Genomic DNA, 13,779 nt, shown 5'->3' on the forward strand with positions numbered 1-13,779 from the left:
CTCACTGGGGCTGGCTACGCGAGTTGCGTCATTCAACGCCGGGACACTGGTCCTTGTCTGCTGCCGCGCGATACGCCCCCGCGCCATTCGCGAAGTCCTCCATGAAGACGACCAGGGAAAAAAGGAGCAGCCATGAACTCACATGAGGCACTCATCTGGGGCGCGATCGTCTGCATGCCGCTCGGCGCCGCTTGCATGCTCCCTGCCGCGCAGGCCCAGACCGAAGCGCATCCAACTGACCATTCGGCAGCGCCTCCGATGGTGAAACCCCCAGCGGCGGCTCCGGGCGCAGCGAGTGCAACGAACCCCGACAACATGCCCGTAAAGAAGCCGAAAGGCCCCGCCGCGAACGACGACATGATGCGCAGCGACCCCGCCAGCGCGTCCAAGGCGAAATAGCGGAAAAAGAGTTAACGCGAGCCGCGCAAAGCTCTACCCTTAAGCAAGGGTGAACCCGCAAAAACGGTCGCCCCCTGAACAATGAAACTCGCGGAGGACCAGGATGAGAATCGAATTTACGAGTCGCCGTCACGCCGTGGCGGCCGCGCGCGTTGCGTTCGAGGCCCACGTGGATGACCGCCCGGTATGGTGCAGCGTATCGCTCGATGCGCTGAACGATCGCTTCGGCAATACCGGCACTTCGGCGCATGCACTCTTGAGCGCGTTCGAGGCGAATCGCCCCAGCATCGAGCTGGCAGCGCGCCATGCACTGGAGAAAAACGGGGGGCAGTCGGTGGAACTGGAAACGCGCGATCTCGAATGAGTCGCTGCGAGTGACCGCCGCGCCGCGCGCTGCCGTGCGGCGCCATTCATGTCGCACACGGCACTATCCATGCGCTTCTGGCGATGAGCTTCGCCAATCGCCCTGGCCGGCGAGCTTTGCGCCGCCGCGGTGTCCACGTGGGACGGCTTGCCGTTGACATCCGCTCGTGAGGTCCGGCCGGCTTGACGGCTCAACTGTCGGGCGGCCGTGCGGGCACCTCCTGCCAGCCGCCGGGGCAGGACTGCACGTAGGGGTAGTAGGTCTGAGACGCCACACAGTAGTACCAGACGCCGAATTGCGGCGCGCCGCCGCCCTGTCCACCCTGTTGCTGGTACGGGTCGTATACGGCGGGGGTGCTGCCTTGATCCTGTACCTGGCCTTGCTCGATCCATTGCGTTGATTGCGAGAAGTCGCCGGAAACGTATGGGTAATAGACGCTGGCGACATAAGGCGGATAGTAATACGGATAGAACGGATAGCCGTAGACGAAACCCGGGCCGAAGTAGAAGCCGACGCTCGCCGAACCGCAGCAGCCATACCAGCCGTGATAGTGGCCGCCATGGTACCAGCCGTAGCCGTGGTAGTAACCGCCGTGATAGTAACCGCCGTGGTAATAGCCGCCGTGCGACCACGCGCCGCCGTGATAGCCGCCGTGCCAGCCGCCCCCGCCATGCGCCCAGCCGCCGCCTCTGCCCGCGATCGCACCGGCACTGATGCACAACGCAGCAAGCACGAGCAGGAGACTGCACAATCCACGCCTTTTCATGATGCTCACCCCGAGCGCTCTCTAGCCCCATAGGACAGTTTAGGCGTCGGAAGCCGTTTTTTCCGGCCCACGTTGACGCGGCGCATCACGGCGCGCGGCCTGTGCGTCAAGCGCGCGTGATCGATGCGCCTCGCACCGCTCGCACGCTCACGTTTGTTCAGCGGGCACGAACGAAATGATGTTCTATCTTCGCGCGCAAGACGCCATCGACAGCCGCGAGTTGTTCGCGCAGGCGAACCGCTTCACGCTCCGAAACTTCGCCGAACACGATCCTCTGTTCGAGAACGTCGCCGAAGCGGGTAACGGCCCACCGGTCGACCACGATCTGTTCCCCTTCGAGCACGTCGGCGGCCGTCGAAACGACGCCGAGATTCAGGCCGGAGACGAGATGAACCGTATGAGTCAGCGTGAAACCAGGAAGACAGTGCGAGAGATCCTCGCAGGGCGTGGAGGAAGAGGAGGCTGCGATATCCTGGCGCATGGTGGCTCCGGAAGAAAGTTGATCGAACCGGTGCCAGCTGCGCTGCTCCCGTTTCGTTGCCGCAAATCGGCCGCATCGCCTCGAAGGCGTCCACCTTGCCCGGGAGGGCAGGTTGGCGTCGGTCAGTCCGACTCTGGATGCATTGCTACTCGTGCTTGCTTCACTCTCGTTCGATATCTCGAACGAGCTTTCATTATACCGAAATCGAGGAACGGAACAAGCCGTGACGCTTTGCGCGAGGCGCCTACTTCCTGGGAATCGGGCCACGAGATTCGGCCGCTCTCAGAAAATCGAAGTCGGCGCCCTTGTCTGCCTGGGTCACGGTATCGAGGTACAGCTTGTGATACCCCCGGCTTGCCGTGGGCACCGTAACCGGGTTCGACTCTCGCCGACGCCGCAGTTCTTCGTCGTCCACGAGCAAGGTAATTTCGCGGTTCGCCACGCTCAGGCGGATGCGGTCCCCGCTGCGGACGTGCGCAAGCGGGCCGCCTATCGCGGCTTCCGGCGTCACGTGCAGCACGATCGTCCCGAATGCCGTGCCGCTCATGCGGCCATCGGAGATCCGCACCATGTCCTTCACCCCGGCGCGCGCCAATTTCTTCGGGATCGGGATATAGCCGGCCTCCGGCATACCCGGCGCGCCTTTCGGCCCAATGCATTTGAGGACGATGATGTCATCGGCATGCACGTCGAGGTCGTCCGAGTCGATGCGGTTCGCCATGTCGCTCGCGTCCTCGAACACGACAGCGCGGCCAACGTGCTCCATGAGCGCCGCGGAGGCGGCCGACTGTTTGATGATGGCTCCGCCGGGCGCGAGGTTGCCGCGGAGCACGGCCAGGCCGCCTTGTGGGTAGACGGGCGCGCCAAGCGGCTTCACCACGTCTTGCGCGAAGCGGGGCCCCGCGCGCTCCATCTCCTCGCCCAGCGTTCGGCCGGTCACCGTCATGGCGTCGAGATGAAGCAACGGCTCGAGTTCACGAAGGAGCGTGGCCATGCCGCCCGCCCGATGGAAATCTTCCATGTAGTGCTCGCCGGAAGGCTTGAGGTTGAGGATCACCGGTGTTTCGCGACCCATGCGGTCCACCGCATCGAGATCGATGTCGAAACCCATGCGTCCGGCGATGGCAGCAAGATGCACGATGCCGTTCGTCGACCCGCCGATGGCGAGCAGTACGCGCAGGCCGTTTTCGAACGACTCCGCGGTGAGCACCTGATCGACAGTGAGCCGTCGTCTCGCCATCTCCACGGCCTGTGCGCCGGTTTGCTCGGCAACGCGCATGCGGTCCGAGGTCACGGCCGGGGGCGTCGCGCCGCCCGGCACCGTCATGCCCATGGCTTCCGCCACGCAAGCCATCGTGCTGGCCGTGCCCATGACGGCGCACGTCCCCACGCCCGGCACGAGCCGCTCGTTCACCTCGGCGATCTCTTCGGCCGTGACCTCGCCCGCACGAAACTTGCCCCAGTAGCGGCGGCAATCCGTGCACGCGCCAACGCGTTCGCCGCGATGCGCGCCCGTCATCATGGACCCGGTGATGAGCTGAATGGCGGGAATGCCCGCCGATGCGGCGCCCATCAACTGCGCGGGTACCGTCTTGTCACAGCCGCCGATGAGCACGACCGCGTCCATGGGCTGTGCGCGAATCATCTCCTCGGTATCCATCGACATGAGATTGCGCATGAACATGCTTGTTGGCTGCGAAAAGCTCTCGTGGATGGAAATGGTCGGAAACTCCATCGGCAATCCGCCCGCCAGCAAAATGCCGCGCTTGAGCGCCTCGACGAGTTGCGGCACGTTGCCGTGACACGGGTTGTACGCGCTCCCCGTATTCGCGATGCCGATCACCGGACGCTCCAGCGCGTCGTCGGTATAGCCGGCGCCCTTGATGAAGGCCTTGCGCAGGAATAGCGAGAAGTCCGTGTCGCCGTAACTGGTCAGTCCGCCGCGCATGCCATGGGGGCCATGGGAATCGTTTTCGTCGCTCTGGTTGTTTTCGTTGGGGAAGCTCTTCTCGGACATGGGCACATCCTCGGTTCGTTTCGAATGCCGTCGCCAATCAGCGCATTGAGAGCGTACAGCGAACACGCGCAATGAGCAGGCACCACGATATTACAAAATGCCTGCGAGAACGAATGGAACCCGATGCGCGCAAACCCCGATCATTCGAGGTATCGCATTTGCGCGCTGCGTGTATTTCGGTGCATTGAACCTGGCCATGTCGACGAACCATTCCAGCCGCGATTCCGCCAACGACGCCTCCCGCGCTTCCAGCGCGGCGGCCAGCAAAAAAGCGCCTGACCGCCCCCATAGCGCGCCGTCTGCCGCTGCGTTGCCCGCGCGCAAGCAACCCGCGCCGCCCTGCACGCTCGTGATCTTCGGCGCCGGGGGCGATCTGACCAAACGCCTGCTGATGCCCGCCCTTTACACCCTCGCCGCCGATCGCCTGCTCGACGAGGGCACGAAGATCATCGGCGTCAATCATGGCGAGCGCGAAACGAAGGCCTGGTCCGACGATTTGCACGCCGCGCTGCTGAAGTTCGCCGCCGATAAGGCGAGCACTTTTCACGCCGGCAAGCTCGACGATGAAGCGTGGGACTGGATCGCGCAGCGCCTCACCTACATGGCCGGCGATTTCGAGGACGACACCGCCTATGAACGTCTCGCGCAGCAGCTGAACGGCAAGTCGCCCGGCAACGTCGTGTTCTACCTCGCGGTGGGCGCGCGCTTTTTCAAGCCGATCAGCGAACGGCTCGGCAACGCCGGTTTGCTCCACGAAGGCAAGGACGGCGATGGCCCGTTCCGCCGTCTCGTGATCGAAAAACCCTTTGGCGCCGATCTCGCTTCGGCGCGCGACTTGAACCGGCATGTGCTGCGCTACGCAAACGAGTCGCAGGTCTACCGCATCGACCATTTCCTCGGCAAGGACACGGTGCAGAGCATTCTCGCGCTGCGTTTCGCCAACGCGATGTTCGAGCCGGTGTGGCGGTGCGAATGCATCGACAGCGTGCAGATCACGGCCTCCGAAGTGATCGGCGTGGAAGGCCGCGGCAGGTTCTACGAGCAGACCGGCGCGTTTCGCGACATGGTGCCGAACCATCTCTTCCAGTTGCTCGCCATGATCGCGATGGAGCCGCCCAATTCTTTCGACGCTCAAGCCGTGCGCAACCGGAAAGTCGAGGTCTTCGAGGCGCTCGAGCCGCTCACCCCCGCCGACGTGGTATTCGGGCAATACGCAAGAGGCCCGGCGGGCGTGGGCTATCGCGAAGAACCGGACGTGGCGAAAGAGAGCCGCGTCGAAACCTATGCCGCCGCGCGCGTGCACATCGACAACTGGCGCTGGGCGGGCGTGCCGTTCTATCTACGCACCGGCAAGCGGCTGGCCGCGCGGCGCACGGAGATTTCGGTCCAGTTGAAGCGCGTGCCATTTCTCCTCTTTCGCGACACGCCCGTCAACACGCTCGCGGCCAACGTGCTGACGCTGCGCATCGACCCGACGCACGGCACGAGCTTCGACTTCAACGTGAAGACGCCGGGGCCGGTCATGCAGATCGGCGCCGTGTGCTCCACGTTCGACTATGACGACTTCTTCGCGGCCCATGCCAATGTCGGCTACGAAACGCTGCTGTACGATTGCATGCTCGGCGACCAGACGCTCTTCCAGCGCGCCGACGGCATCGAAGCGGCGTGGGCGGCGGTGGATGGCGTGTTGCATCCGGAACACGACGCGGCGCTTCGCGTGTACGACTACGCCGCGGGCAGCGAGGGCCCGGCGCAAGCCGATGCGCTGCTCGCGCGCGACGGCCGGGCATGGCGCCCGCTCGCGCGGGCCGAACCGACGAAGACGTGAACCCGATAGCCAAGGAGGACGAATGGTCAAAAGGAAAAGCCCGATCCGCGTGACGACCGCATCGCAGGACATCGGCGACATTCTCGCCATCGACATCGGCGGGACCGGCCTGAAGGCCGCGATCGTCGACGCCGCGGGCGTCATGCGCACCGAGCGCGTGCGGGTGCCCACGCCGCATCCCTGCCCGCCCGAGCTGCTCGTCGATACGCTCGAAAAGCTCGTCGCTCCGCTGCTCGAGGCGTATCCATCAACGCACGTCTCGATCGGCTTTCCTGGTTTCGTGCGCAACAATCATGTGCTCACGGCACCGCATCTCGGCCCGCAAGGCTGGAGCGACGTGCCGCTCGCGCAGATGCTGGGCGAGCGCCTCGGCATCGCGTCGGTGCGCATGATCAACGATGCGGAAATGCAGGGCCTCGCCGCCATCGAAGGCCACGGCCTCGAATTCGTCATGACGCTCGGCACGGGCGTGGGCACCGCGATGTTCCGCGACGGCGAACTGATGCCTCACCTCGAACTCGCGCATCATCCCGTCAGCAAGAAGCACGCGTACGACGAGTACATCGGCGACGCCGCGCGCCACAAGGCCGGCATCAAGCGCTGGAATGCGCGCGTCGAGAAGATCATCGGCATCCTCCAATCGCTCGTGCATTACGACAAGCTGTGGATCGGCGGCGGCAACGCGGGTCGCCTCGTGTTCGATCTGCCGCCCAATGTGGCGACCGTGCCGAATGACCGCGGCATCGAGGGCGGCGCGCGCCTGTGGCATCCGCGCTCGGTGCGCGAGACGCGGCAGTTTCCGGCGGCGACGCAGCGCGCGGGCAAGTTCCGCTAACGCGGCGCCAATTCACCGACCAACGTTCGCTGGCCCGGCGCGGCCCGCTTACGCGCGCGTTGCGCCGCTGCGCTTGCGAGCGGGCGCCGCAGCATCCGCGAAGAGTTCGATCACGAGTTCGCGCAGCCAGCGATTGCCTTCGTCGTGCTGCACGCGCGCGTGCCAGAGGAGGTGAATGGGCGCCGCGGGCAGCGTCATCGGCAGCGCGCACATGCCCAGCGAAAACGGCTTGGCCAGTTGCAGCGCGAGCCGTTCGGGCACCGTGGCGATGAGGTCCGTGCGCTGGAGGATGTAGCCCACGCTCATGAAATGCGGCACCGTGAGCCGCACCTGGCGCTTCACGCCGCGCCGCTTGAGCCACTCGTCGACCTGGCCGTGCCCGGTGCCGGCCGACACCACCACCAGATGCTCCGCTTCGCGCCAGGCCGCGAGCGTGAGCGCGGCCTCCTCCAGCGGATGGCCGCGCCTGAAGAGGCACACATAGCGCTGATCGAAAAGCCGCCGCTGATAGAAGCCGCCCTTGAGCTGCGGCAGCAAGCCGATGGCGAGGTCGACGCGGCCGTCGGCCATCTCCTCGCTGAGATTGACGCCCGTGTTGCGCACGGTATTGAGCGCGACCCCCGGCGCCGCGCGCGAGAGGCGCTCGAGCAGCGCGGGCAGGAACACGACTTCGCCGATATCGGTCATGCCGATGGTCATGGTGCGCGTGGCGCGCAGCGGGTCGAAGCCCGTCACGGGATTGAGCGCGCCATGCAGCGTGGCGAGCGCCTGCGCCACCGGCTCGGCGAGACGCTGCGCGAACGGCGTGGGCACGACGCCGCCCGGCCCGCGCACGAAGAGCGGATCGTCCAGCAGGCGCCGCAGCTTCGCGAGCGCGTTGCTCACGCCGGGCTGGCTCATGTTCATCTGCTCGGCCACGCTCGCCACGCGCCGCTCACGCATGAGCCGATGAAAAAGCAGCAGCAGATTGAGGTCGATGTCGCCCAGTTCCATACATTCTCCTCAGTGATGAAGCAGATTCATTCCATTTTATTGTGGAATGAAGATCGGCCGCTGACAATACGGACACGGCGCGGACACGGCGCGGAGACGGCGCATCGCATCCCATCGCAACCCGGCGCACGGGTGTGCGTTCACGCCAGCCATAAATCTGGATATCGGAGACAAGTCATGAAACAGATGGACCTGAAGATCGCGATCGTCGGCGCCGGCATCGGCGGCCTCACGCTGGCGCTCGCGCTGCGCGAGCACGGCATCGATGCTCAGCTCTACGAACAGACAGACGAACTGCGCGAAGTGGGCGCGGCCGTCGCGCTCTCGGCCAACGCCACGCGCTTCTACGAACGCATGGGCCTGCGCCCCGCCTTCGAAAAGGTATGCGCGGAAGTGCCCGGGCTCGTCTACCGTGATGGACGCAGCGGCGCCCTGATCGGCCATCATCGCGGCGCACCCGACTATCGCGAGCAATTCGGCGGGTCTTACTGGGGCGTGCATCGCGCCGATTTGCAGGCGGTGCTGTCGAATGCGGTCGGACTCGAGCGCATCAAGCTCAGCCATCGGCTGGTCGATCTCGCCCAGCATCCCGACCGCGTGAGCCTGGCGTTCGCGAACGGCCAACGCGTCGAGGCCGATCTGGTGATCGGCGCAGACGGTGCGCGCTCGATCACGCGGCGCTGGATGCTGGGCTACGACGACGCGTTGTACTCGGGCTGCTCGGGCTTTCGCGGCGTGGTGCCGGCGGAGCGCCTCGACCTGTTGCCCGATCCCGAGACCATCCAGTTCTGGGTCGGGCCCGGCGGCCATCTGCTGCACTACCCGATTGGCGATAAAGGCGACCAGAATTTCCTGCTGGTCGAGCGCCACCCCTCGCCGTGGCCGTCGCGCGAGTGGGTGATGCCCGCCAGCGAAGGCGAGCAACTGCGCCTCTTCAAGGACTGGCATCCGGCCGTCGTGCAGATGATCACGGCGGTGCCGATCAGCCAGCGCTGGGGTCTGTTCCATCGGCCAGCGCTCGGCCGCTGGAGCAAGGGGCGCGTGACGCTGATCGGCGACGCCGCGCACGCGCTCGTGCCGCACCACGGCCAGGGCGCGAACCAGTCGATCGAAGATGCCGTCGTGCTGGCCGCGCAGCTGGGCAAGGCGGGGCCGGGCAACTGGCGCGAAGCGCAGGAAGCCTACGAGCGCCTGCGCCGGGGCCGCACGCGCAAGGTGCAGTACGCTTCCATTTCGACGGCGGACGTGCTGCATCTGCCCGACGGCCCCGCGGCTCACGAGCGCAATGCGCGGCTCGGCTCGCGCGAGGGCGTGCTCCATCACCTGGACTGGATTCACGACTTCGATGCGCTCGCGCAGGAGCCGAACGAACGCCAGGGTGGAACGTGGCTTTGACGGGGCAGCGAACCGCGCCGTTAATGATCTGTTAATCTCGGCACTCTACAATCGCCGCTGTCAACGGACCATTATTCCGCAAGGAGCCCCCATGCAAAACACCGCCGTCCAGCGCTATGACCTCGTAGCGCGTCTGTTGCACTGGCTGATCGTCGCCCTCGTGGTGGCGCAGTTCATCATCGGCTGGACCATGCCGGACGTGCACCGCGATACGCGCCCGGAAGGTGAAATCGCCTGGCACCTCGGCGTCGGCACGGCGCTCATCGCCGCGATGGCATGCCGTCTGATCTGGCGCGCGACCCATCGGCCGCCGCCCGACGACCAGACGCCATTCATGCGCGCCGTGGCAGCCCTCACGCATTTCGCCCTCTATGCCCTGCTCATCGCGGTGCCGGTGCTGGGGTGGATCAACGCGTCGTCGCGCGCGTGGGCCGTTACGCTGTTCGGCGCCATTCCCTTGCCCGCGCTCTCGCCCGCGGGCTCGTCGTTCGGGCACGCTATGGGCGACGTCCACGGCGTGCTGGCGTGGGTGCTGTTCGCGCTCGTCTGCCTGCATGTGGCCGCCGCGCTCTTCCATCGTTTCGTGCTCAACGATGGCGTCCTGCAACGCATGAAGCTCTAACCGTCATTCGGCGCGGCGGGGCGCATCGGGCTCGGTCACGAAGCCGACCCTGGCGAGCCCCGCCGCGCTCGCCGCCGAGAGCAGCTTCGCAATGCGGCCGTAGGGTGTCGCTCGGTCGGCCGAGAGGCGGATCTCGGGCTGCGGCGAGAGCCGCGCGGCTGCCGCGAGCCGCGCCGATAGACCGGAGTCCTGAACAGGCTGCGCATTCCAGCTCATGCGCCCCTGCGCATCGACGACGATATCCACATGCGGCGCCGCCACATCCTCGCGCTGGCTGTTCGCGCGCGGCAGCGCAAGCTTCGCGGACTGATGCAGCACGGGAAGCGTCACCATGAAAATGACGAGCAGCACGAGCATCACGTCGATCAGCGGCGTCATGTTGATGTCGGCGGCCGGCATCGCTTCGTCATCGAACTCCCGATCTTCGTTCATGCCCGCTCCTTCGCCACGGCGGGCGCCAGCGGTGCGCTGCCGGTCAGCAACAGCGCGTGCAGTCCGAACGCGAACCGGTTGAGCTGCCCGACGATATCGCGCGACACACGCGCCAGCGTGTGATGGCCGAGCACCGCGGGAATCGCGACGCACAAGCCAAGCGCGGTCATGATGAGCGCCTCGCCCACCGGCCCGGCCACATGGTCGAGGCTCGCCTCGCTGCTCGCGCCGAGCCCCAGCAGCGCATGGTAAATGCCCCACACGGTGCCGAGCAGGCCCACGAACGGCGCGGTGCTGCCAATCGAGGCGAGCAGGCCCAGGCCGCGCTGAAGATGCGCCGCGCTCTCACTCACCGAAGCCTTGAGGCTGCGCTGCAGCCAGTCGCTCAGATCCACGCGCGCCCGGTGCCCCGCCCCGCTCGCCTCGTGCTGTGCGAGCGCGCGCCGGCCCGCGCTCGCCAGTTCGAAGAACGGCGTGCCTGGCTGGCCCAGCGCTTCCATGCCATCGGCGCCGGTGCCCGGGTCCCCGAAGCAGCGCTGCGCGGCGCCCGCACGCCGGCGCAGACGCGCGAACTCGATCGCCTTCAACGCCATCACCGACCACGACGCAATCGACATCGCGGCGAGCAAGGCCGCGACGAAGCGCGTCATCGGATCGCCCTGAGCCCACAGGTGCGTGATTCCATAGGTTGGCATGACGTCCTCCGCTTTATTCACCGGGTCATTCGCTGAGATTGAACGTGAACGGCACGTCGGCGCGAGCCGGCGCCGGTTTGCCGCTCTGCGCGTAAGGCTGGCAGTGACTTTCGAGCGCCGCGTTGCGCGCCGCTTCGTCCAGCCGCGCATAGCCGCTGCTCGTCGCGACGCGCGCGGCGACTACGTGGCCATCCGCTGCGGTTTCGAGTTCGATGACGGCAGTGCCCGCTTCCGCGCGGCGCAAAGACTGCGCCGGGTAATCAGGCTTCGTTAGTGAGCAGTCCAGATGAGCGACGCGATGCGGTGTCTCGGCGACGGGTTCGGCTGCCGCCTGCGGTTGGGGCTGCCGTGCGACGGCTACGGGCGGCGCTGGCACAGCGGCTTGCGTCGCGGCGTGGACATCCGTCGGGGCAGTCACTGGCGTCGCGGCCCTTGCCTGTGTCTGGGCACGCGTGTGTGGCGCATCATGCGGTGGAGGCGCCTCGGCAATACTTCGCACTGCATGCTGAATTGGTCGATTGGCCGACGGCGTTTGCCTGTGCGCTTCGTTCCTTTGCGGCATCGCTGGAATCGTTGGAATCGCTGGCAGCGGTGCGATCAATACCGCCTCGATCGTCCTCGCGCGCAGAGGCTCGCTGCGCTGTAGCGGGGCCTCCCACTGCACTACGGCAAGGAGCACCGCATGCAGCGCAAGCACGCCCGCAACGACAACGGCGATCGACAGCCGCCGCCCCGCTGCTTCCCGCCGCGCGAATGCGCCGCGCTCAAACCGCGGGCCATCCCCACGATCGAAGCGCGCAACGGCCGAGCCCATGACGATCCCCCCGCTCAAAGCGCCAGCGAATTCTGCTTGCTGCGAAACACGATAGGCCGCTCGTCGTCGCGCTTCGGCCGCCGCGCGAACTCCACGGCCTGCACGATCTCGCCATGGTGCGGCGATTTCTCGCATACGGGGTCGGCCGCCCTCGCGTCGCCGGTCAGCAAGTACGCCTGGCACCGGCAGCCGCCATAATCGGCGTGACGTTCGTCGCAACTGCGGCACGGCTCACGCATCCAGCCGTCGCCGCGAAACGCGTTGAACGCGTCGCTTTCGTACCAGATCTGCCGCAGCGGAACGTCGCGCACGTTCGGCAACACGAGGCCGGGCAATGAACGCGCCGCGTGGCACGGCAACGCCGCGCCATCCGGCGCAACGCCGAGAAACACGTTGCCCCAGCCACTCATGCAGGCTTTGGGCCGTTGCTCGAAGTAATCGGGCACGACGAACAAAATGCGGCACTTCCCGCCTATGCGGGCGCGATAGCGGTTCACCGTCTCCTCGGCTTCGCGAAGCTGCTCGACGGTAGGCATCAACTGATCGCGGTTGAGCATCGCCCAGCCGTAGTACTGCGTGTTCGCAAGCTCCAGATAATCGGCGCCGAGTTCGAGCGCCATGTCGATGATCTCTGCCACGTGCGGCAGGTTGAAGCGATGCAGCACGCAGTTGAGCACCATGGGATAACCGTGCGCCTTCACGAGCCGCGCGACATCGCGCTTGCGTTCGAAGGTGCGCGTGTTCGTGAGGAAGTCGTTGAGTTCGCGCGTGGAGTCCTGCATCGACACCTGGATATGATCGAGCCCGGCGGCCTTGAGCCGCTCGATGCGCCCGGCGTCCAGGCCGATGCCCGACGTTATCAGATTCGTGTAGAAGCCGATCTGGCGCGCATGAGCGACCAGCGTTTCCAGATCGTCGCGCAGCAACGGCTCGCCGCCGGAGAAGCCGATTTGCGCGGCGCCCAGTTCGCGCGCGGCGCTGATGGTCGCGCGCCAGGCTTCGGTGTCGAGTTCTTCGCCGTGCCGCGCGAAGTCCACCGGGTTGTAGCAGAACGCGCAGTGCAGCGGGCACCGGTACGTCAATTCGGCGAGCAGCCACAGCGGCTTGGGCAGGAGAGCGGGATCGGGCGCCATGTCAGTCGAGCCAGCCGCGCAGCCGCGCATGATCGAGAAACCGGTAGACGTCGGGCGCCAGCTCCGACGTGCTGAAAAGGCGCTCCAGTTCGCCGATGATCTCGTCGAGTTCGTGCGCGCCGTCACATCGCGCGAGTATCTCGCCCGCGCTCGAATTGAGCTTCACCATCCCTTCGGGATAGAGCAGCACATACGCGTCCTGGGCTGCTTCCCACTGCAAGCGGTACATGCCGCGCAAACGCGGCCGCAGCGGCACGCCGCTGCCTGCATCGGTCACTATCGGGTTCATATGGGCCATGCCTTTTCGACCGCATCGAGGATCGACCAGAGAATATCGAGCTTGAACTGCAGGATCTCGACCGCGCGCCGCTGCTCGGCGGCCGTGCGGAAATGGCCCAGCGTCACTTCGAGGCCGTGTTCGACATCGCGCTGCGCGAGCGGTACCCGGCTGCGGAAATACCCGAGCCCCTGCGACTCGATCCATGGGTAATGCGAAGGCCAGCCGGCCAGGCGGTCGAGGTGGATCTGCGGCGCGAACATCTCCGTGAGCGACGAGCACACCGCCTCCTGCCACGGCGCGCGCCGCGCGAAGTTCACATAGGCGTCGACTGCGAAGCGCACACCGGGCAGCACATTCCGTTGCGACCACAACGTGTCTCGATCGATGCCCACCGCCTCTCCCAGCCGCACCCAGGCTTCGATGCCGCCTTCGTTTGCGCCTTGCCCGTCGTGGTCCACGAGGCGCTGAATCCAGCGGCGGCGCGTTTCGCGATCGGGGCAGTTCGAGAGGATTGCCGCGTCCTTGAGCGGAATATTGATCTGGTAGTAGAAGCGGTTCGCGACCCAGCCGCGGATCTGCGCCGGCGAGCAGCGACCGCTGTTGAGCATCCGGTTGAACGGATGGTGAATGTGATACCGCGATTCAAGGGCGCGCAGACGTGACTCGAATTCGTTCGCAGTCCACGGTATTTCATGCGCATCTGGCAATGTAAAAGGTGCGTTCAT

Annotated in this window: 16 protein-coding genes and 1 riboswitch; of the genes, 6 read left to right on the forward strand and 10 right to left on the reverse strand. The window is 66.0% G+C overall.

The features are described from left to right. Positions 1 to 132 precede the first annotated feature (132 nt). Entirely contained in the window at positions 133 to 399 is a 267-nt protein-coding gene (locus tag BMI01S_RS16645) for a hypothetical protein (RefSeq protein ID WP_036019257.1), read from the forward strand. A 103-nt stretch (positions 400 to 502) separates the two neighbouring features. Next, a complete protein-coding gene (locus BMI01S_RS16650; RefSeq protein WP_028212497.1) occupies positions 503 to 763 on the forward strand; it encodes a DUF1488 family protein in 261 nt (86 codons plus the stop codon). Between the two features lie 190 nt (positions 764 to 953). On the opposite strand, the gene BMI01S_RS43020 is transcribed toward BMI01S_RS16650, so the two are convergent. The 3 genes from BMI01S_RS43020 to BMI01S_RS16665 all read right to left on the reverse strand — a co-directional run bounded on the left by BMI01S_RS43020 (position 954) and on the right by BMI01S_RS16665 (position 3,958). Further along, complete coding sequence (locus BMI01S_RS43020) at positions 954 to 1,529, reverse strand: hypothetical protein (RefSeq protein ID WP_028230903.1); 576 nt, start codon at positions 1,527 to 1,529, stop codon at positions 954 to 956. 157 nt (positions 1,530 to 1,686) lie between these two features. Further along, positions 1,687 to 2,010 (reverse strand): hypothetical protein, encoded by a 324-nt coding sequence (locus BMI01S_RS40845; RefSeq protein ID WP_154671235.1) that lies wholly within the window; start codon positions 2,008 to 2,010, stop codon positions 1,687 to 1,689. 42 nt (positions 2,011 to 2,052) lie between these two features. Then, a riboswitch (SAM-I-IV-variant riboswitch) is annotated at positions 2,053 to 2,156 on the reverse strand. 98 nt (positions 2,157 to 2,254) lie between these two features. Then, complete coding sequence (locus tag BMI01S_RS16665) at positions 2,255 to 3,958, reverse strand: IlvD/Edd family dehydratase (RefSeq protein WP_244145253.1); 1,704 nt, start codon at positions 3,956 to 3,958, stop codon at positions 2,255 to 2,257. Between the two features lie 265 nt (positions 3,959 to 4,223). Here BMI01S_RS16665 and zwf point away from each other — a divergent pair, with 265 nt between their 5' ends. Beyond that, complete coding sequence (gene zwf / locus BMI01S_RS16670; RefSeq protein ID WP_036044915.1) at positions 4,224 to 5,855, forward strand: glucose-6-phosphate dehydrogenase; 1,632 nt, start codon at positions 4,224 to 4,226, stop codon at positions 5,853 to 5,855. A gap of 22 nt (positions 5,856 to 5,877) precedes the next feature. Beyond that, the gene (locus BMI01S_RS16675) at positions 5,878 to 6,690 is read left to right on the forward strand and encodes an ROK family protein (RefSeq protein WP_028230906.1); all 813 of its coding nucleotides are present in this window, start codon (positions 5,878 to 5,880) and stop codon (positions 6,688 to 6,690) included. Positions 6,691 to 6,738: 48 nt separating this feature from the next. Here the strand turns inward: BMI01S_RS16675 and BMI01S_RS16680 are convergent, their stop codons facing one another. Further along, positions 6,739 to 7,683: a LysR family transcriptional regulator gene (locus BMI01S_RS16680; RefSeq protein WP_028230907.1), complete on the reverse strand. Its 945-nt coding sequence runs from the start codon at positions 7,681 to 7,683 to the stop codon at positions 6,739 to 6,741. 177 nt (positions 7,684 to 7,860) lie between these two features. Between BMI01S_RS16680 and BMI01S_RS16685 the strand changes: the two genes are divergently transcribed. Both BMI01S_RS16685 and BMI01S_RS16690 read left to right on the forward strand, forming a co-directional pair. Then, positions 7,861 to 9,078, forward strand: coding sequence for an FAD-dependent monooxygenase (locus BMI01S_RS16685; protein WP_028230908.1), 1,218 nt, complete (start codon positions 7,861 to 7,863; stop codon positions 9,076 to 9,078). A 91-nt stretch (positions 9,079 to 9,169) separates the two neighbouring features. Further along, positions 9,170 to 9,700, forward strand: coding sequence for a cytochrome b (locus BMI01S_RS16690; protein ID WP_028230909.1), 531 nt, complete (start codon positions 9,170 to 9,172; stop codon positions 9,698 to 9,700). A gap of 3 nt (positions 9,701 to 9,703) precedes the next feature. On the opposite strand, the gene BMI01S_RS16695 is transcribed toward BMI01S_RS16690, so the two are convergent. From BMI01S_RS16695 to pqqC, 6 genes are all read right to left on the reverse strand, one after another. Then, the gene (locus BMI01S_RS16695) at positions 9,704 to 10,132 is read right to left on the reverse strand and encodes an ExbD/TolR family protein (protein WP_028230910.1); all 429 of its coding nucleotides are present in this window, start codon (positions 10,130 to 10,132) and stop codon (positions 9,704 to 9,706) included. Continuing rightward, positions 10,129 to 10,827 (reverse strand): MotA/TolQ/ExbB proton channel family protein, encoded by a 699-nt coding sequence (locus BMI01S_RS16700; RefSeq protein WP_028230911.1) that lies wholly within the window; start codon positions 10,825 to 10,827, stop codon positions 10,129 to 10,131. Before BMI01S_RS16700 ends, BMI01S_RS16695 begins: the two co-directional genes overlap by 4 nt. Before the next feature lie 25 nt (positions 10,828 to 10,852). Beyond that, positions 10,853 to 11,245 (reverse strand): energy transducer TonB, encoded by a 393-nt coding sequence (locus BMI01S_RS41945; RefSeq protein ID WP_161635525.1) that lies wholly within the window; start codon positions 11,243 to 11,245, stop codon positions 10,853 to 10,855. 410 nt (positions 11,246 to 11,655) lie between these two features. Continuing rightward, positions 11,656 to 12,774: a pyrroloquinoline quinone biosynthesis protein PqqE gene (gene pqqE / locus BMI01S_RS16710; RefSeq protein WP_028230913.1), complete on the reverse strand. Its 1,119-nt coding sequence runs from the start codon at positions 12,772 to 12,774 to the stop codon at positions 11,656 to 11,658. A gap of 1 nt (position 12,775) precedes the next feature. Further along, the gene (gene pqqD, locus BMI01S_RS16715) at positions 12,776 to 13,063 is read right to left on the reverse strand and encodes a pyrroloquinoline quinone biosynthesis peptide chaperone PqqD (protein WP_028212486.1); all 288 of its coding nucleotides are present in this window, start codon (positions 13,061 to 13,063) and stop codon (positions 12,776 to 12,778) included. Beyond that, the gene (gene pqqC, locus BMI01S_RS16720; protein ID WP_028230914.1) at positions 13,060 to 13,779 is read right to left on the reverse strand and encodes a pyrroloquinoline-quinone synthase PqqC; all 720 of its coding nucleotides are present in this window, start codon (positions 13,777 to 13,779) and stop codon (positions 13,060 to 13,062) included. Before pqqC ends, pqqD begins: the two co-directional genes overlap by 4 nt.

Source organism: Paraburkholderia mimosarum LMG 23256 = NBRC 106338 (assembly GCF_000739815.1).
GTDB classification, from domain to species: Bacteria; Pseudomonadota; Gammaproteobacteria; order Burkholderiales; family Burkholderiaceae; genus Paraburkholderia; species Paraburkholderia mimosarum.